General features: G+C 57.6%; 17 protein-coding genes and 1 tRNA gene. 17 read left to right on the top strand and 1 reads right to left on the bottom strand.

All coding sequences use genetic code 11. The features are described 5' to 3' along the window. Positions 1-3 precede the first annotated feature (3 nt). A complete protein-coding gene (locus GV827_RS11995) occupies positions 4-996 on the top strand; it encodes a class I SAM-dependent methyltransferase (RefSeq protein WP_164354038.1) in 993 nt (330 codons plus the stop codon). 33 nt (positions 997-1029) lie between these two features. Then, positions 1030-1830 (top strand): SDR family NAD(P)-dependent oxidoreductase, encoded by an 801-nt coding sequence (locus GV827_RS11990; protein WP_164354037.1) that lies wholly within the window; start codon positions 1030-1032, stop codon positions 1828-1830. Positions 1831-2070: 240 nt separating this feature from the next. On the opposite strand, the gene GV827_RS11985 is transcribed toward GV827_RS11990, so the two are convergent. Continuing rightward, positions 2071-3063 (bottom strand): phosphatase PAP2 family protein, encoded by a 993-nt coding sequence (locus GV827_RS11985; protein ID WP_164354036.1) that lies wholly within the window; start codon positions 3061-3063, stop codon positions 2071-2073. Between the two features lie 196 nt (positions 3064-3259). Here GV827_RS11985 and GV827_RS11980 point away from each other — a divergent pair. The 15 genes from GV827_RS11980 to GV827_RS11915 all read left to right on the top strand — a co-directional run bounded on the left by GV827_RS11980 (position 3260) and on the right by GV827_RS11915 (position 18042). Next, positions 3260-3336 (top strand) — tRNA-Met (locus tag GV827_RS11980). A 356-nt stretch (positions 3337-3692) separates the two neighbouring features. Continuing rightward, on the top strand, positions 3693-4727 hold the full coding sequence (locus GV827_RS11975; protein ID WP_164354035.1) for a TRAP transporter substrate-binding protein: 1035 nt from the start codon (positions 3693-3695) through the stop codon (positions 4725-4727). A gap of 75 nt (positions 4728-4802) precedes the next feature. Further along, positions 4803-5384 (top strand): TRAP transporter small permease, encoded by a 582-nt coding sequence (locus tag GV827_RS11970; RefSeq protein ID WP_164354034.1) that lies wholly within the window; start codon positions 4803-4805, stop codon positions 5382-5384. 1 nt (position 5385) lies between these two features. Beyond that, on the top strand, positions 5386-6705 hold the full coding sequence (locus GV827_RS11965; protein ID WP_164354033.1) for a TRAP transporter large permease: 1320 nt from the start codon (positions 5386-5388) through the stop codon (positions 6703-6705). A gap of 29 nt (positions 6706-6734) precedes the next feature. Further along, positions 6735-8549 carry a feruloyl-CoA synthase gene (locus tag GV827_RS11960; protein WP_164354032.1) on the top strand — a complete coding sequence of 605 codons (1815 nt, stop codon included), beginning with the start codon at positions 6735-6737 and terminating at the stop codon, positions 8547-8549. A 74-nt stretch (positions 8550-8623) separates the two neighbouring features. After that, a complete protein-coding gene (locus tag GV827_RS11955; protein ID WP_164354031.1) occupies positions 8624-10162 on the top strand; it encodes a benzoate-CoA ligase family protein in 1539 nt (512 codons plus the stop codon). Further along, complete coding sequence (locus tag GV827_RS11950) at positions 10162-10986, top strand: alpha/beta fold hydrolase (protein ID WP_164354030.1); 825 nt, start codon at positions 10162-10164, stop codon at positions 10984-10986. Before GV827_RS11955 ends, GV827_RS11950 begins: the two co-directional genes overlap by 1 nt. Beyond that, positions 10979-11428: a DUF309 domain-containing protein gene (locus tag GV827_RS11945; protein WP_235930333.1), complete on the top strand. Its 450-nt coding sequence runs from the start codon at positions 10979-10981 to the stop codon at positions 11426-11428. Before GV827_RS11950 ends, GV827_RS11945 begins: the two co-directional genes overlap by 8 nt. 114 nt (positions 11429-11542) lie before the next feature. After that, positions 11543-13201 carry a 2,3-epoxybenzoyl-CoA dihydrolase gene (gene boxC, locus GV827_RS11940; protein WP_164354029.1) on the top strand — a complete coding sequence of 553 codons (1659 nt, stop codon included), beginning with the start codon at positions 11543-11545 and terminating at the stop codon, positions 13199-13201. 81 nt (positions 13202-13282) lie between these two features. Continuing rightward, positions 13283-14734, top strand: a complete 1452-nt coding sequence (boxB, locus tag GV827_RS11935) for a benzoyl-CoA 2,3-epoxidase subunit BoxB (protein WP_164354028.1) — start codon at positions 13283-13285, stop codon at positions 14732-14734. Positions 14735-14798: 64 nt separating this feature from the next. Then, positions 14799-14969, top strand: a complete 171-nt coding sequence (locus tag GV827_RS23395; protein ID WP_204325851.1) for a hypothetical protein — start codon at positions 14799-14801, stop codon at positions 14967-14969. Next, positions 14966-16144 (top strand): benzoyl-CoA 2,3-epoxidase subunit BoxA, encoded by a 1179-nt coding sequence (gene boxA / locus GV827_RS11930; protein WP_164354027.1) that lies wholly within the window; start codon positions 14966-14968, stop codon positions 16142-16144. Before GV827_RS23395 ends, boxA begins: the two co-directional genes overlap by 4 nt. Beyond that, positions 16145-16570, top strand: a complete 426-nt coding sequence (locus tag GV827_RS11925) for an acyl-CoA thioesterase (protein WP_164354026.1) — start codon at positions 16145-16147, stop codon at positions 16568-16570. 36 nt (positions 16571-16606) lie between these two features. Next, complete coding sequence (locus tag GV827_RS11920; protein ID WP_235930332.1) at positions 16607-17533, top strand: helix-turn-helix transcriptional regulator; 927 nt, start codon at positions 16607-16609, stop codon at positions 17531-17533. Then, entirely contained in the window at positions 17530-18042 is a 513-nt protein-coding gene (locus GV827_RS11915) for a 3-hydroxyacyl-CoA dehydrogenase family protein (protein ID WP_164354025.1), read from the top strand. Before GV827_RS11920 ends, GV827_RS11915 begins: the two co-directional genes overlap by 4 nt. Positions 18043-18093 lie beyond the last annotated feature (51 nt).

The following is an 18093-nucleotide window of genomic DNA, read 5'->3' as shown; positions in this document are numbered from 1 at the left end:
CGCGTGATTGACGCGCGATTGCAGGTGGCGCTTGGCGGCGGGGGACTGGATCTGCCGGAAGAAGGGCGGATTGCCGTTTACAGGCCACCAGTGGATGCGGATCTGGCCGGGTTGACGCCCGACCGGTGCGACATCATCCACGACTTCAAACCATTCTACGATGCCTGGGAAGGGCGTGGATACGATGCGCGTGTCGAAGCTGAGGGGCGCTATGCGGTGTCAATTGTCTGTTTACCCCGCGCCAAGGCCGAAGCGCGTGCCCTGATTGCGGATGCCTGTGGGCGGACGGATGGCATTATCGTCGTAGACGGGCAAAAGACCGACGGTGCGGATTCAATCCTGAAAGAGATGAAATCGCGGGTCACGGTTCAAGGCACGATCTCAAAAGCACATGGCAAGTTGTTCTGGATTTCCGAACCTGCTGCCGATTTCTTTGCCGATTGGATGCAGGGACCCACGCAGACCGAAGGCGGTTTCTGGACCGCGCCGGGGGTGTTCTCTGCCGATGATGTTGACCTTGCTTCGGCACTTTTGGTCGATGCGCTGCCAGAAAAGATAAGCGGTGAGGTGGCTGATCTGGGTGCTGGTTGGGGATTCTTGTCAGCTCATGTACTGACGCGTCCCGACGTGACCCATGTGCATCTGGTCGAAGCGGGTCACATGGCGCTGGAATGTGCCCGTCGCAATGTCACAGACCCACGTGCGGTTTTTCATTGGGCGGATGTCGTCAATTGGGAACCCGCGCACAAGATGGATGCGGTGGTCATGAACCCTCCCTTTCACACTGGCCGTGCGGCAGAACCTCAGGTGGGTCAGGCTTTTGTTGCGTCAGCGGCCCGTATCCTGTCTGCTCATGGGCATCTGTGGATGGTGGCCAACCGGCACCTGCCCTATGAGGCCGAGCTGAAGAAACGCTTTGCCCAGGTCGAAGAGATCGGCGGCGACGCACGGTTCAAACTATTTCATGCGACACGGCCTGCGCGCCGGCGCCGCTAGACGCTGCGGGCAGAAAATTTAAGGGAAACGACAATGTCTTTTTCGGTTCAAGGTAAGACGGCGATTGTTACAGGCGCGGCCAACGGGATTGGCCTGTCCATCGCGCGGCACCTGGCGGACAAGGGTGCCAATGTGATGTGCGCCGATGCGCATGAAAAAAAGTTGATGGAAGAACTGGGCGATGAACAGGAGGATGGAAACATCCGCACGTTTGCGGGCGACCTGCGCCAAAGGCTGACCATTGCGAACCTCGTCTCGGCGACCATCGACGCCTTTGATCAGGTCGATATTCTGGTTAATGCGTCAAGGCAGGTGCTGCCGACGGACGCGCTTGATGTTGAGGATACCTCTGTTCAGACCCTTTTGGATCAAAACCTGATGACGGCGCTGCAACTGACGCAATACGTGGCCAAGCGAATGATCAAGCAGGCCGAGGATCAGGAAGAGGGGCAGGTCGGGTCGATCATCAATCTCAGCTCGATCGCGGCGAACCACATTCAGCCAGAATTGATGGGCTATTCCATTGCAGCGGCAGCGGTACAGCAGATGACGCGTGCCATGGCGTTAGTGTTGGCCCCGCAGCGGATCAGGGTAAATGCCATCGCCTTCGGCTCGGTGATGAGCGAGTCATTGCGCGCCTCTGTTGCGGACAACAGAGAATGGCGTGACGATATCCGTCACCACACGCCTTTGGGCCGCATTGCAGCCCCGACAGAGCTGTGTGAGACCGTTCAATATCTTGCCGCAGACAGCTCTGCCTTTATGACCGGTGAAGTCATCGTGATGGACGGTGGCCGCACTCTGGTGGACGCGGTGCGTTCGCCCGCGCATTAATCCCTGGGTAGGGGCGCCATGTTGTCATTGGCGGGCAGGGCGACCTTGAACACGGATTTCTTGACCGCAGTTTGGGATCCTCGGCGCAAGGTAAGGACATTTGCGGGGTCTGATGTTGCCATCCAGTCAGGTTGAAATGCGTCAAGAATTACGCGTGTTTGGCCACCAAAATAGATAGCCTGTCCAGAAAATGAATGGCGAATACAAAGTGTCGGGCTGTTTGCGCGATTGGCTCCCATTTCAGACCTCCGGCCCTGTGACAGGCGCAGCGGGCACAAGTTTGACCGCGACCCAGAGCGCAATGGCAAAGACGAGGAACCCACCAAGCATATCTATCAGATGGTGCCCCCCGTGGGACAAGATGGATGGCAGCATACCCACATTCAGCAGGACCATCGGCCAGAAGACCCAGGTTCCATAGACAAACGCAACTGCCAGACAGACCATCACCGAATGATAAGAGGGGAATGCAATCGTCCCCATGATGATGTCGGGTGAGATGATCGGATTGCCCATCTCGGCCATTTGCAACATCCGCGCACCTTCTGCCTTACCGTGGACAAGGCCCAGTGCGCTTTCGATGTCGTGCGGCAGGGTGACATAGGCAGAGGGTCCAAGGCTGGGCCATGTCCACCAGATCGCTACCGCCAGCAAGAGCGACAGGATGCCCGTGATCAGGACCCGGTGCAGATCAACCACGCGGCCCATAAAACCAAGAACGAAGATCACAACAAAGAGTTGCAGCAGCGAGGTGCCGTAAATCCAGCCGATCGCCTTGCCGAACACGGGATAGGCGGCCATGCCCGACGTAAAGGTTGCCCATTCGTAGCCGAAGAGGCTGGCATCCATCTGCATTAGCTGCATGTCGATCATCGGCCCCTCAAAGGGGAACCGCAAATAGATCAGTATGGCGATCACGCCCGAGAACCCTATGTAGATACCCGTCGCGACTGCTGACATCCCTGCGCGTGGCATGTCCTTGGCCAGCCGAACGTAACAGCCCAGCAGGATCAGCCCCACACTCGGAGCAAAGCTGATCATGAACTTGTCCCAGGCGACAGCCTGTTCAAAGGCAACCGACAAAACGTAGGCGAGCATTCCGATACCCAGCGTCAGCGCAATCAAAAGGGATTCGGCCGGTGCGAGCGCCTTGATCAGGGCCAGGCCGGACAAATCATTGCTGGGTTGCCCCGGCCCGTTTGCGGCGAAGTCCGTCGTTATGTCGGTTGGCATGAAAGGTCCTCACCTGCGTTATTCTGGCCAATTGAAACTATGGTATCCCATATATTTCGGGCCAGATTGGGGCATTGGCTGGGCATTAGAATGAGGCAAATGCCGCGGAGGGCGGTAGGGGAAATTCGCGACAGCAGTCTCAAAACGGGTTTTAGGCTTGACGGCATGCGAGCGCTGGCATAGTCCACGCGCCGATGGCGTTATAGCTCAGTTGGTTAGAGCGAACGACTCATAATCGTTAGGTCGGTGGTTCAAGTCCACCTAACGCCACCACTCCTCAAATCTGGAAAAACCGACCAGGCGTTGTGCATGATACTGCACAACCGCGACGTCAATAATGATGATCATGAGATCGGTTTCGCGGCACTTTGCCATAAGTGCCTGATATCATGTGCATTCAATTCAGGGCTGTACTTGCACCAAAACGCCCAATTCAGCCGTGACAAGCTGCTGAGCATCGCTTAGCGTGTTGGAAAGACAAGCGGCCCAAGCCGCGCAAGGGAGAAACAAGCCAGAATCTGATGCCAATGAAACATGGTCTTTGCCTTTCGGCATTTGACTGGTGGAAGATATCAACAAGACCGCGCGAAGCCAGCGCGGCGCAATTAAACCAACCAAGGGAGAAAACAATGATTTCACGCAGAACACTGATGGGTGTGGCCGGCGCCGCTGTCGCCGCGACCCTGATGGCGACGACCGCGATGGCGCAGGAAGTGACCCTGCGCATGCACCAGTTCCTGCCACCGCAGGCCAATGTGCCAAAGCTGGTGCTGGATGTCTGGGCAGACAACGTTGAGGAAGCCAGCGGTGGCCGCATCAAGGTCGAGCGCTATCCGTCAATGCAGCTGGGTGGGCGCCCCCCGGAACTGATGGACCAAGCCATCGAAGGTGTCGCGGACATTGTCTGGACCGTGGTCGGATATACACCGGGCCGCTATCCATCGACCGAAGTGTTTGAATTGCCATTCATGATGACAAACGCACGGGCGATGTCCTCTGCCTATTGGCAGATGTTTGAAAAGCACATGAAGGACACGGAGTTCAAGGATGTGCATATTCTGGGCACATGGGTGCACGGCCCTGGCATGATCCATGCCAATAAGGAAGTCCGCACACCATCCGACATGGAAGGCCTGAAAATCCGCGGTGGCTCACGGCTTGTGAACTCACTGCTTGAGAAAGTGGGTGCGACACCTGTCGGTATGCCTGTTCCTGCCGTACCAGAGGGCCTGTCCAAGGGCGTGATCGACGGTACAACAATCCCATGGGAAGTGACCGCAGCGCTGAAAGTGCCTGAGCTGGTGTCGAACCACACGGAATTTGAAGGCAACGCACTTTACGTGCTGACATTTGTTCTGGCGATGAACAAGGACCGCTACGACGGCCTGCCTGATGATCTCAAGAAGGTGATCGATGACAACTCCGGTCTTGAATTCTCGATCTTTGCTGGCGGCACACAAGCTGACAGCGATGGTCCCGCCCGCCAGGCGGCTGTGGATCGCGGCAACAACATCGTCACCGTGTCAGGCGATGATGTGCAGGCGTGGCGCGAAGCGGCGCAGCCGATCTATGACGAATGGATCGCGGACATGAACAGCAAAGGCATCGACGGTCAGGCCCTGATCGATGAGGCCCGCGCGCTCATGGAAGCTTACGACAAGTAAGCTCTCGAACGGAAAACCAATCTGCGGCAGCCCTGTGCTGTCGCAGATTTTCTATCTGAACTGCGAGAATTTCTGATGCATCGGCTGATCCAGTCCCTTGCCCGCCTCACCGCACTGGCCGGGGGCGTTGTGCTGCTCGCGTTGATTGTCCTGACCACGCTGTCCATCGTCGGTCGCTCGATCAACAAGTTTTTCCACAACGACTTCTTTGAAAGCGCGTTCACCGGTTTGTCCGAGTGGGTGCTCAATTCCGGGGTTGGAGAGATCAACGGCAGCTACGAGTTGCTTGAAGCAGGCGTTGCCTTTGCAATCTTTTCCTTTCTGCCTGTCTGCCAGTTCTACGGCGCGCATGCGACGGTCGATGTGTTCACGTCCTTCTTGTCCAACCGGTTCAACCGCTGGATTGCCGCATTCTGGGAGGTCATTCTGGCCGCTGTGATCCTGCTGATCATTAACCAGCTCTACGGCGGAATGGAGCGGTACATCCGGAACGGTCAGACAACTCTGTTCCTGCAATTCCCGGTTTGGTGGGCTTATGCCGCCAGCTTTGCCGCCGGCGTGGTCGCCTGTATCACGGCCATCTATTGCGCCTTTGTGCGGATCGTGGAAGCGATGCGCAATCAGCAGATCCTCCCTTCCGAGCATGGGGAGCACTGAGATGAGCAGCCTTGAACTTGGTTTCTGGTCCTTCCCGGTCCTGTTGTTGATGGTCTTTTTGCGTGCGCCCATCGGGCTCGCCATGCTTCTGTGCGGTTTCGGTGGTTGGTACATGGCGATGGGCGGCAACCCGACGCCGCTTTTGGCCAAGATGAAGTCTGAGACCTATACGACCTTCTCCAGCTATTCTCTCAGCATCATCCCGATGTTCCTGTTGATGGGGCAATTCGCGACCCTGTCGGGCATGTCGCAGGCGCTTTTCAAAGCCGCTGAAAGTTTCCTTGGCCATCGGCGCGGTGGCGTTGCGATGTCTGCGGTGGGGGCTTGTGCGGGCTTTGGCGCGATCTGTGGATCCTCCCTGGCGACGGCGGCGACCATGTCCAAGGTCGCCCTGCCGGAGCTCAAGCGCTACGGCTATTCCGGGGGCTTTTCGACGGCGACGCTGGCGGCTGGCGGTACTCTTGGTATCCTGATCCCTCCATCGGTCATCCTCGTGATTTATGCGATACTGACCGAACAGAATATTGCCAAGCTGTTTCTTGCGGCCTTCATTCCCGGCATCCTTGCCGCGCTTGGATATATCCTCACCATCTCGATCTACGTGCGCTTGCACCCCGATTCCGCAGGCACGCGCGAACCCGTGCCGATGGGTGAACGTTTTCGGGCGCTCGCGGACTGCTGGCCGGTCCTGACGATCTTTCTGGTGGTGGTCGGCGGCATCTATGCGGGTTGGTTCACACCCACCGAAGGCTCGGCCATCGGCGCGGCGGCCACGGGGCTTGCCGCCCTGCTGTCGGGCAGCCTGAACTGGCGCGTGCTGGGCGAGAGCCTGATAGGCACTGCGCGCACAACTGCAATGATCTTTTTCATCGTGCTGGGTGCGGGTTTCTACAATGGCTTTCTGGCGCTGTCGGGCGTGCCGCAATTCATGGCTGAATGGGTTGTCACTCAGGGCTTTAGCCCGATCTTTGTGCTGTGCGTGATCCTTGGGTTCTATCTGATCTTTGGTTGCCTGATGGACAGCCTTTCGATGATCCTGCTGACCGTGCCGATCTTTTTCCCGGTCATCACGGCGATGGATTTCGGTATGACGCCAGAACATCTGGCAATCTGGTTCGGTATCTTGGTCCTGATCGTTGTCGAGGTCGGGTTGATCACACCCCCGGTTGGAATGAACCTGTTCATCATCAACTCGATGGACCGGGAAACACCGATGACACAGACCTACCGCGCTGTGATGTATTTTGTGGGCTCGGACATCGTGCGGGTGATCATCCTTGTGGCGTTCCCGGCGATCACCCTATTCCTGCTGCCTGATTAAGTCAGGACGCGGCCAAGGGGAGGCGTGATATGACAAACCACCTGAACTTGATGCCGCACAAGGTCACGCGCAGGGAACGGGCAGACGGCAGCATCCTGTTGACCTCGGATTATCCGTTGGGGCCGGTGGCACGGTGTACCGGCGACTGGCTGAACCACTGGGCGCAAGCGAGCCCGGATGCGGTATTTCTGGCAGAGCGCGCGGGCGACGGATGGCGCGAAGTGACCTATGCGCAAGCGCAGCGATCAGTTCATGCAATTGCAGGACATCTGTTGGCGCGAGATCTGGGGCCGGAGCGTCCGATCCTGATCATATCCGGCAATAGCGTGGACCATGGCTTGCTGACACTGGCGGCGCAGTACGTGGGTATCCCTACGGTGCCCGTAGCGGAACAATACGCCCTGATCCCTGCCGCCCATCCACGCCTGATTTACGCTGCCAATCTGGTAACGCCTGGCTTGGTCTATGCCTCTGACGCAGCGCAATATGCGGGCGCGCTGGCCCTTGATATCTTTCAGGGTGTTGAGGCGGTCAGCTCGAAGCCAGCCAACGGAGAGACGAACCTTGCAGACCTGCAACAGGCGAACAGTGCAGACATTGAAGCGGCCGCAACTGCAATAGGGCATGATACGCTGGCCAAGATCCTGCTGACCTCTGGCTCCACCTCGGACCCAAAGGGGGTTCTGACGACACAAGGTATGATGACGACCAATCAGGCACAGATCGCAGCCTGCCTGCCTTTCATTTCAACGCGTCCGCCCCGCATCGTGGATTGGCTGCCGTGGAACCACGTCTTTGGCGGTTCCTACAACTTCAACCTGATGCTGGCCAATGGCGGCAGTCTTTATATCGACGGTGGCAAGCCTGCGCCGGGGCTGTTTGATCAGACGCTTGATAATCTCGGACGGGTCTCTGGCACGATCAGTTTCAATGTACCCATCGGGTTTGCGCAGCTGGTCGCGGCGCTTGAGCAGGACGCGCAACTGCGCGAGACATATTTCTCAGATCTCGACATGATATTCTACGCGGGTGCATCGCTGCCGCAGAAAACATGGGAGGCGCTTGAGCGCTTGGCACAAGCCACCGGCAAACCCTTGCCACTGATCACGACGTCATGGGGCCTGACAGAGACTGCGCCGGGGGCGTTGATTGGCCACGAACCGGCAAAAGGCGCGGGGATTGTCGGTGTGCCGATGCCTGGCATCACGGTCAAGCTGGTGCCGGATGATACGGGACGCTGCGATGTGCGGATCAAAGGCGACAATGTCACGCCGGGCTACCTTAATGATGCAAAGAAAACGCGCGAAGCGTTCGATGAAGAAGGATTCTTTGTTACCGGAGATGCGATGCGGTTTGTCGACCCCGATGAACCGAACAAGGGCCTGCGTTTTGATGGTCGCCTGTCGGAAGACTTCAAACTGAGCACCGGGACTTGGGTTCAGGCGGCCAATCTGCGGCTTGATCTGCTTGCTGCTTTGGCGCCGTTCGCGCAGGACGTGGTCATCACCGGCGCTGGCCGGGATGAAGTCGGTGTTTTGATATTGCCCAACCGTGGCGCCATCGCGGCACGCGGGTGGGAGGTGAGCGAAGCGGACGGCATCCTGAGCTGTCCGCCTCTCAACGATGAAATCACGGACCGACTGAAGACGCTTGCCAAGACTGCGGCCGGGAGCGCCGGGCGGGTTGTCCATGCGCTGATCCTGTCAGAACCGCCCTCCATGGCTGAGGGCGAGGCGACCGCCAAGGGCAATATCAATTTCCCGCGTTTTCTGGAACGTCGATCCACCTTGGTTGATCTGCTTTATAACGCCGCAAATCCGCAACGGCTCTCGATCGTGCATTAAACTGCACGATCTGTGCTTGTTGATTGCCTATGCCCGAACAAGCTGCACAATGTTGCGTAATGAGGAGGAGCTTAATGTTATCTATCGATGCCAATGCGGCGACCTATTTCGTGGACCGTCATATCGGCGAAGGCCGCGGCGACAAGACTGCGTATCTGGAAGCAGAGACGGGCCGCACCCTTAGCTATGCGGCAATGGCCGAAGGATCAGCGCGGGTCGCAGGTGCGCTGGCCCGGGCTGGCATAAGGCCTGAGGAACGCGCTGCTCTTCTCGTTTTAGATCAGATCGAATTCCCGCAGCTTTTCTGGGGTGCGCTGAAATCAGGCGTGGTCCCGATCCCGCTCAATACGCTTTTGGCGACGCCGGTCTATGACGTGATCCTGCGCGACAGCCGGGCGTCGATCGTCTTTGTCTCTGCTCCCCTGTGGGATGTGGTGGCCCCTGCTGTGGCAGATAGCCCTTACATTCGGCACGTCGTGGTGATCGGCGATGCACCCGAAGGGACAACGCGGTTTGAGACCTTCGTTGAGGGCGCACCCTTGATGGACGCGGCTGCTGTAAATGCAGATGAAGTGGCGTTTTGGCTCTACTCTTCCGGCTCTACCGGTCAGCCAAAGGGCGTGGCGCACATTCACTCCGCGCTTCGGGCCACCTCGGATACTTACGGCGCGCAGGTCTTGGGCATACGCGAAGACGATGTGGTGCTTTCTGCGGCAAAGTTCTTTTTCGCATATGGGTTGGGCAATGAAATGACATTCCCGCTGTCTGTCGGCGCCACCAGCGTTCTATTCACTGGCAGGCCAACACCGCCCAGCATGATCGATACGATAGCCGCCCACAAACCGACGATCTTTTGTGGCGTGCCCACACTTTACGCAGCGATGGTGGCGCAGATGGATGCCACCGGCGCCCCCGATGCACCGCTGCGCCTGTGTATCTCAGCCGGGGAAGCGTTGCCGGAAGACGTGGGACAGCGCTGGGAGAAACATACCGGCGTCGGTATTCTGGATGGCGTCGGATCAACCGAAATGCTGCATATTTTCCTGAGCAACCGCCCCGGTGACATTGTTTATGGTACGTCAGGCACTGCGGTGCCGGGGTATGACCTGCGACTTGTAGACGAAGACGGCAATGAAGTTGGCGTCGGCGAAGTGGGAGAGCTTTTGGTCAATGGCGCTTCGGCCGCCAACTGTTACTGGAACCAGCGCGACAAGTCCCGGAACACGTTTGAAGGCGTGTGGACCCGGACGGGCGACAAGTATGAAAAACGCGAGGATGAACGGCTGGTCTACTGCGGACGCACGGACGATATGTTCAAGGTGTCTGGCATCTGGCTTTCGCCCTTCGAAGTGGAAGGTGCGCTGGTCAGCCATCCACAGGTGCTGGAAGCCGCTGTTGTGCCACAGCGGGACGAAGAGGGGCTGGAAAAACCAAAAGCCTATGTCGTTTTGCAGTCCGGCACCGGAGATCAGGCTCTCAAGGATGCGTTGAAAGACCACGTGAAATCAAAAATCGGACTTTGGAAGTATCCCCGCTGGATCGAAGTGGTGGATGAGCTGCCCAAGACGGCAACAGGTAAAATCCAGCGGTTCAAACTACGAGAGGATGCATGATGGCATTGGAGTGGACAAACGACCCCGCTCAACGGCTTGAAGCGAGCGGACAGTCGCTGGAGTATGCTTGCTGGGGACCGGCCCCGCACAAGGCTCCGACATTGGTTATGCTGCACGAGGGCCTTGGGTCAGTGGCACAGTGGAAGGGGTTACCCGAGGCCCTGGCGAAAGCGACCGGGTTTGGCGTTCTCGCCTACTCGCGTGCGGGTTATGGCGCGTCTGATCCTGCGGTGCTGCCGCGCCCGCTCGATTACATGACGCGGGAGGCTGAAGATGTACTTGGTCAGGTGCTGGATGCGGCCGGGATCCAACATTGCGTTCTGCTGGGCCATTCTGACGGGGCGACGATTGCAACGATTTATGCAGGTTCCGTTTCGGACATGCGGGTGCGCGGGCTTGTCCTGATCGCGCCGCATTTCTTTACGGAACCCCAGGGTCTGGCGGCCATTCGTGCCGCTGGTGAGGCCTATGCCAAGGGGGATCTGAAAGAAAAGCTGGCCCGCTATCACACTCATGTCGACGTTGCCTTCAACGGCTGGCACGACGCGTGGACACACCCGGATTTTGTCGAATGGAACGTCGCGGACGCCATCGATCATCTGCGCATTCCCGTGCTTGCCATTCAGGGCCGCGACGATCCTTACGGCACGTTGGCGCAGATATCCGAAATTGAAGACCGTATCTATTCTCCGGTTGAGACGCTGATCCTGGACGATTGTGGACATGCGCCGCACCTTGAAAAGCCTGCACCGACCCAAGCTGCGATTGAAGAATTTTGTGCGCGTCTGGACCGGTTGGAACGTGAAGAGGTGTCGCTTGCCTGACCTGCCCGGCGGCATCCCCTTGCCGCCGCATGCCTACGTTCCCGGCCAGAATGCGCGGCATCCCGAAGACTGGTTCGACGAGATCAAAAGCAGTGTAGAAACAGGAATGTCCGTGAACGCGCTGGCGCAGACACAGGCATTTCAGGCCGGGCTTGCGTATCTTGAAGCCGGTTATTTTTGGGAATGTCACGAGGTGTTGGAGGCTGTCTGGCTTCAAACGCCTGAGGGTACATCAGAGCGAGAGGTGGTTCAGGCGCTTATTCAACTTGCCAATGCGCAACTGAAGGTGCGGATGCACAAACCCAAAGCAGCAAGGCGTTTGTGCAAGATGGTGGAAGGACATTTGGATCGATTGTCGGGGGAAGATGCGATTCTCGGACAGCGGCCCCAGAACGTCCAAGTGATGGTGGATAGGGTGATGCAGTCACTGCTGTGCGAATAAGTGCAATATAATGCATAATTAGTGCCATTTTTGGTTACATCTTTGGCTTTTGTTACTGCAGATTGGAATTATATTACCATTCAACATCATTCCCTGTGCGAAGGAACCTTTCCCATGACCAAAGTGATCGATTTTCAGACCGATCCATCGAAGTACCGTCATTGGAAAGTAGACTACGATGGCCCGATCGCGTGGCTTTCCATGGACGTGGATGAAAAGGGCGGGTTGTTCGACGGGTATGAACTCAAGCTTAACAGCTACGATCTGGGCGTTGATATCGAACTGGCTGACGTGGTTCAGCGGATGCGGTTCGAGCACCCGGAGGTGAAGGTCGTGGTGATGAAATCGGCCAAGGACAAGGTTTTCTGTGCCGGGGCCAACATCCGCATGCTGGGCGGGGCGGCGCATAGCCACAAGGTGAACTTCTGTAAATTTACCAACGAGACCCGCAATACTTTTGAATCCGCGCTCGCGGACAGCGGACAGAATTACATCTGTGCGGTGAAGGGTGCCTGTGCGGGCGGTGGCTATGAACTCGCCCTGGCGTGCAACCATATTATGCTGACGGACGATTCAACATCTTCTGTGGCGCTGCCCGAGGTGCCCTTGCTGGCCGTGCTGCCCGGCACGGGCGGGCTCACCCGTGTGACGGACAAGCGCAAGGTGCGCCGTGATCTGGCTGACGTTTTTTGTTCCATCGAGGAAGGCGTACGTGGCAAGCGTGCAGTGCAGTGGCGTCTGGTTGACGAAGTTTTCCCAAACTCGACGTTTGACGAAAGTGTTGTCGAGCGCGCCAAGGAGTTTGCCGAGAAGTCCGACAAGGCTGATGTTGCAAAAGGCATCGACCTGACACCGATTGAGCGCAGCTTTGCAGAGGATGGTGTCACTTATTCGACCGTGGAAGTTGCGCTGAACCGAGAAGAGAACCGCGCGACCGTCACGATCAAGGGGCCGGACGCCGACGCACCCGCGGATATGGATGCGTTTGTAACTGAGGGGGCGGCCACATGGATGCTGCGGTGTGCACGGGAACTGGATGACGCAATCCTGCACTTGCGCAACAACGAAAAAGAACTGGGCCTGATCGAATTCCAGACGCAGGGCGATCCTGAGAAGGTGATCGAACACGAAGCGCTATTGCTGGCAAACAAGGATCATTGGTTGGCCAACGAAGTGCTGCAATACTGGAAGCGGGTCCTGAAGCGGGTTGATATGACGTCGCGGTCGCTGGTGGCGATTGTTGAGCATGGGTCATGCTTTGCCGGTCCGCTGGCAGAACTGCTGTGGTCGGTCGACCGCAGCTATATGATGCTTGAGGAATTTGACGGGGATAACCGTCCGCTGGCAACGGTCACCATGTCCGAGGGCAATTTTGGCACCTATCCGATGAGCAATGACCTGACCCGGCTTGAGACACGGTTCTTGGGTACGCCTGAGCAGGTGGAAAAGCTTAAGAGTTCGATCGGTGAGGCGCTGGAAGCGGATGCAGCAGAAGAGCTGGGTCTGGTCACCTACGCCTACGATGACATCGACTGGGAAGACGAAGTGCGTCTTTTCATGGAAGAGCGCGCGAGCTTCTCCCCTGATGCAATGACGGGGATGGAAGCAAACCTGCGGTTTGCGGGGCCAGAGACGATGGAGACCCGCATCTTTGGCCGTCTGACCGCTTGGCAGAACTGGATTTTTCAGCGCCCCAATGCGGTGGGTCCCGAAGGGGCACTGCAACGCTACGGCACGGGTGTGCGCGGCAAATACGACATGGAACGCGTCTGAATGCAGGGTGGGCGGTATGCCTGTCTTACGCGACGCACAAGGTAAGGTGGACGTATCGTCCGCTCATGAGGGAGAACTGAAATGCTCGATCTGATCAATGTAAGCTACGACACGCAAATCCCGAACAACGTGGGGCTGTCTCAGGACAAGAAGGTGCTGAAAGCGCTGGAAAAATGGCACCCCGGTTATATCAACTGGTGGAATGACCTGATCCCCCAGAACTTTCAGGAATCTATGGTGTATCTGCGCACCGCAGTCAGTGTGGACCCGAAAGGCTGGGCCAAGTTCGACTACGTGAAGATGCCGGAATACCGGTGGGGCGTTCTGCTGGCACCTGCTGTTGAAGATCGCAAGATCCCTATGGGTGAGCATATGGGCGAACCTGCGTGGCAGGAAGTGCCGGGTGAATACCGCAACATGCTGAAACGTCTGATCGTCATTCAGGGCGACACTGAGCCGGGGTCGGTTGAGCAGCAGAAGTTTCTTGGTCTGACGGCACCGTCGCTTTACGACATGCGCAATCTGTTTCAGGTGAACGTGGAAGAGGGCCGTCACCTTTGGGCCATGGTCTACCTGCTGCAAAAGTACTTTGGCCGGGATGGTCGCGAAGAGGCAAATGAATTGCTGGTCCGGTCTTCGGGGTCCGAAGACGCACCCCGGATGCTGGGCGCGTTCAATGAGGAGACGCCTGATTGGCTGTCTTTCTTCATGTTCACCTATTTCACGGACCGCGACGGAAAGATGCAGCTTGAATCGCTGGCGCAGTCGGGCTTCGACCCGCTCAGCCGCACGTGCCGCTTTATGCTGACCGAAGAAGCGCACCATATGTTCGTAGGCGAAACCGGTGTTGGCCGTACCATTCAGGCCACGGTCGAAGCGATGAATAAGGCGGGGATCACTGACCCGTATGACGTGGGCAAGATCCGCGATCTGGGCGTGATTGATCTGCCCACGATCCAGAAGAAACTGAATCTGCACTATACGCTGTCGCTGGACCTTTTCGGTCAGGAAGTGTCGACCAACGCGGCGAACGCCTTCAATGCGGGCATCAAGGGCCGGTACATGGAGCAGCGGATCGACGATGATCACAAGCTTCAGAATGACACCTATGCGGTGACCTCCATCAAGGAGGGCAAAATCGTGACCGAGGACGTGCCCGCGCTGACTGCGATCAACATGCGGCTGCGTGACGATTATGTCCGCGACGCCGCTGGTGGTGTAGGACGCTGGAACAAGCAGATTGCCAAGGCCGGTGTCGATTTCCAGCTGAAGCTGCCGCATGAAGGGTTCCACCGCCAGATCGGTGTGTTCTCAAGCGTGGCCGTTGATCCGGATGGCAACATCATGTCGGCGGATGAATGGAACAAGCGCAAGGATGAATGGTTGCCCACGAAGGCAGACGGTGATTTCATCCAGTCACTGATGGTGCCTTGCTATGAAGCCGGCAAATACGCGTCCTGGATTGCCGCGCCCAAGGTCGGGATCGACAATAAACCGGGTGATTACGAGTATGTGAAGTTGCACATGGCCTGAACCTTTGGCCCTGTCACGCATGGCGTGGCGGGGCATCCAAATATGACGAAAGGGAGCCTCTCTCATGCAATTGCAACGGAAAATTGCTTACGCTCCGCGCAGCCGCGCCTTGGCCAAAGACTTGTCGCAACTGCCCGGACCCTGCGTTGGATGCGAAGGGTGTCAGGGCGTCTGTGCTGCGTTGATCGACGCAATGCTGTTGCCTGAAATCGTGCTGCGGGACCGTCCGGCATGAACACACCCGTCAAGCAGCACCTGATTGACCCTGAAATCTGCATCCGCTGCTACACCTGCGAGATGACGTGTCCGATCGGCGCGATCGAGCATGACGACAATAACGTCGTGGTGAACGCGGATGTCTGCAATTTCTGCATGGATTGCATCCCGGTTTGCCCGACCGGTTCTATCGATGAATGGCGCGTAGTCGAGACCCCCTATACGCTGGAACAGCAGTACGAGTTTGATGAGCTTCCAGAGCAGGAAGACATAGAAGTAGCGCCGCCAAGCGCCGATGAAGAAGCCGCTGATCCGGTCTCGGCCCTGTTGGCCGAAGCGCACAAGGGCGCTGGCGGCAAGGCCAAGGCACCTGCGTCTGCGGCTAAACCGGCTGTGAACATGTACAACCTTGGCAAACCGGCCAAGATGACGGTCCAAGGTAACTATCGCCTGACCAAGGATCCCGATCATGATGTGCGCCACATCATCCTTGACCCCGGAGCGCTGCCGTTTCCTGTGCTTGAGGGGCAGTCCGTCGGGATCATCCCACCGGGCACGGATGCGGATGGCAATCCCCACCTGCCGCGGCTTTATTCTATCTCAAGCCCTCGCGATGGCGAGCGGCCGGGCTATCACAACATTTCGCTTACGGTAAAGCGTGAGGACAAGGGACTGGCGTCCAACTATCTCTGCGATCTTGAGCAGGGAGCAGAGGTTGAGGTGACAGGACCGTTCGGTGCCACCTTCCTGATGCCGTCAACGCCTGATGCGCATTTGCTGCTGATTTGCACCGGAACTGGGTCTGCGCCCATGCGCGCCTTTACCATGCAGCGCCAGCGGAGCGGAGCGACGGGCGGCATGACCATGTTCTTTGGCGCGCGTACGCCTGACAGCCTGCCTTACTTTGGTCCACTCAAGAAAGTGCCGGAAAGTCTGCTGAAACAACACTTGGTCTTCAGCCGGCAAGAAGGACAGGAAAAAGAATACGTACAGGACCGTATGGTTGCCGAGGAAGAGGAGATCGCGGAACTGTTGCAGAAGGAAAACCTGCACATTTACATCTGTGGTCTGCGTGGGATGGAAGAGGGTGTAGAGCGTGCTCTGACCTCGATCTCTGAAAGCATCGGTGTGCAGTGGAGGGCTATGCGTGACGTCATGCGTGAGGACGGGCGCTATCACGTGGAAACGTACTGAATGGCGGCCGAACCGTATATCCATGAAGTGAATGTTACTTGGGGCGATTGCGACCCGGCCAAAATCGCCTATACCGCGCGGCTGCCATACTTCGCTCTTGATGCGATAAACGGCTGGTGGGAAACGCATCTGGACGGTGATGGCTGGTTCCAGATGGAGTTGGACCGCAATATCGGCACGCCGTTCGTAAAGCTGGAGATGGAGTTTCTGAGCCCCGTCACTCCGCGTCATAAACTGATGTGTGAAACATACCCGGTGAAACTGGGTTCAAAGTCGATCACCTTTGCCGTCAAAGGACGACAGAACGGTACGTTGTGTTTCGAGGGAACTTTTACTTGTGTGTTCACCATCGCGGATCAGTTCAAGAGCCAGGTTGTCCCCGACGACCTGCGGCAAATTATTGAGCCGTGCATCCGTCCGGCTTGACGCGGTTATGTGAAGAGCCGTGGTTTGAGAGGCAATATGGCGAAACAGAACGACGCCCTGACTGAAATGCGCAGCCTGATCGACCCTGCCAAGGTTGCTGATCCGGGCTCAGAGTTGATTGACCGTCTGGCCACGCGCGTTGCCGAGGTACGTAAAAAGCGGGGTCTGCCCCGTCGCGTCCTGTCCGAGATGTCGGGCGTATCACCGCGCTATCTGGCGCAGCTTGAAGCCGGAGAAGGCAATATATCTGTCATGCTGTTGCAGCGGGTGGCTGAAGCGCTTGACGTAAGGATCGAGGCGCTTCTGGCTGAGGAAGTGCCGTTGGACCACGATGTGCAGCGGATGGCCGTCCTCTTTCGGCAAGCCCCGCTGGAGATCCAGCATGAGGTGCGCCGTCTGCTGGCGCCGCAAAACCCGGCGATGATGCGCGCGGGGCGCATCTGCCTGATTGGATTGCGCGGTGCAGGCAAATCGACCCTGGGACGCATGGCTGGTGAGGCGCTGGGCATCCCCTTTGTTGAGCTGAACCGGGACATTGAGGAACATGCGGATATGCCGCTGGCCGAAGTTATGGCGTTCTATGGGGACACAGGGTATCGACGCTTGGAAGCCGAAGCGCTGGAGCGGATCAGTGCGAAATACGACCGGGTGATCCTTGCCGTGGCAGGGGGCATCGTGGCCGAGGAAAAGACCTACGCCCATCTGCTTGAACGTTTCCACACGGTCTGGATCAGGACCAGCGCGCCAGAGCATATGCAGCGTGTCCGCGCGCAGGGCGATCACCGCCCGATGCAGGGCAATCCGGCTGCGATGGCGCATTTGCGCGAGCTTCTCAAAGCGAGAACACCGCTTTATGCGCAGGCAGAGGCGCAGGTGAACACGGCAAATAAGACAGTCCAGTCATCGCTTAACAACCTCTTGGCGGTCATCGCCAACAAGCGGTTTCTCGACCCAGGCACATGAAGGACTTGGACGCCGTCGTTGCGCTTCAGGATGCATTCTGGCTGGCGGGCGAGGACCTTTTGTATCACCATACAAACCCTTGGGAGCTGGATGAAGCATTGACGGCGTGGGGGTATGACATGGGCCCCTGCGAGGCACAGGATCTGGTTGGGCTTGAGAAGGTGCTGGCGCGACAGCCGGATCGCCCTACGCCCGTACTTTCCCGTATGGTAGCGGAAGGCCGTATGGGAAAAGGCGGTGGCGTGGGGTACTATCGCTATCCCGGTGGCGGTGGTGCAGTGATTGATCCACTGATCGAAGATCTGATCCTTGAAGAGGCTTGGTTTGGCAAGGTAGCGCGATCTGAGTTATCCGATGAGGCGCTGGTCGCGCGCATGCATGATGCACTTGGACCGGTATGTGCACGACTGCTGGGAAAAGGAATGCGGAAAGGCGAATTGCGCAGTTTGCTGCAAACAGCTTTGCACTTTCCCAAGACCGGGGACCTGTCGGTGGTTGGCATCAGTTAAGATTCAAGCTGCGGATCTGACCTTGCGTCTGACAAGAAGACGCTAACGATC

The sequence above is a fragment of the Sulfitobacter sediminilitoris genome (assembly GCF_010667575.1).
Lineage (GTDB): Bacteria > Pseudomonadota > Alphaproteobacteria > Rhodobacterales > Rhodobacteraceae > Sulfitobacter > Sulfitobacter sediminilitoris.
This window is presented reverse-complemented; position numbering and strand designations above follow the sequence as displayed.

Excerpts from the sequence above, each read along its gene's own strand:
- GV827_RS11990 (WP_164354037.1), top strand. The coding sequence starts at position 1,030 with ATGTCTTTTTCGGTTCAAGGTAAGACGGCGATTGTTACAGGCGCGGCC.
- GV827_RS11985 (WP_164354036.1), bottom strand. The coding sequence starts at position 3,063 with ATGCCAACCGACATAACGACGGACTTCGCCGCAAACGGGCCGGGGCAA.
- GV827_RS11975 (WP_164354035.1), top strand. The coding sequence starts at position 3,693 with ATGATTTCACGCAGAACACTGATGGGTGTGGCCGGCGCCGCTGTCGCC.
- GV827_RS11970 (WP_164354034.1), top strand. The coding sequence starts at position 4,803 with ATGCATCGGCTGATCCAGTCCCTTGCCCGCCTCACCGCACTGGCCGGG.
- GV827_RS11965 (WP_164354033.1), top strand. The coding sequence starts at position 5,386 with ATGAGCAGCCTTGAACTTGGTTTCTGGTCCTTCCCGGTCCTGTTGTTG.
- GV827_RS11960 (WP_164354032.1), top strand. The coding sequence starts at position 6,735 with ATGACAAACCACCTGAACTTGATGCCGCACAAGGTCACGCGCAGGGAA.
- GV827_RS11955 (WP_164354031.1), top strand. The coding sequence starts at position 8,624 with ATGTTATCTATCGATGCCAATGCGGCGACCTATTTCGTGGACCGTCAT.
- GV827_RS11950 (WP_164354030.1), top strand. The coding sequence starts at position 10,162 with ATGGCATTGGAGTGGACAAACGACCCCGCTCAACGGCTTGAAGCGAGC.
- boxC (WP_164354029.1), top strand. The coding sequence starts at position 11,543 with ATGACCAAAGTGATCGATTTTCAGACCGATCCATCGAAGTACCGTCAT.
- boxB (WP_164354028.1), top strand. The coding sequence starts at position 13,283 with ATGCTCGATCTGATCAATGTAAGCTACGACACGCAAATCCCGAACAAC.
- GV827_RS23395 (WP_204325851.1), top strand. The coding sequence starts at position 14,799 with ATGCAATTGCAACGGAAAATTGCTTACGCTCCGCGCAGCCGCGCCTTG.
- boxA (WP_164354027.1), top strand. The coding sequence starts at position 14,966 with ATGAACACACCCGTCAAGCAGCACCTGATTGACCCTGAAATCTGCATC.
- GV827_RS11925 (WP_164354026.1), top strand. The coding sequence starts at position 16,145 with ATGGCGGCCGAACCGTATATCCATGAAGTGAATGTTACTTGGGGCGAT.
- GV827_RS11920 (WP_235930332.1), top strand. The coding sequence starts at position 16,607 with ATGGCGAAACAGAACGACGCCCTGACTGAAATGCGCAGCCTGATCGAC.
- GV827_RS11915 (WP_164354025.1), top strand. The coding sequence starts at position 17,530 with ATGAAGGACTTGGACGCCGTCGTTGCGCTTCAGGATGCATTCTGGCTG.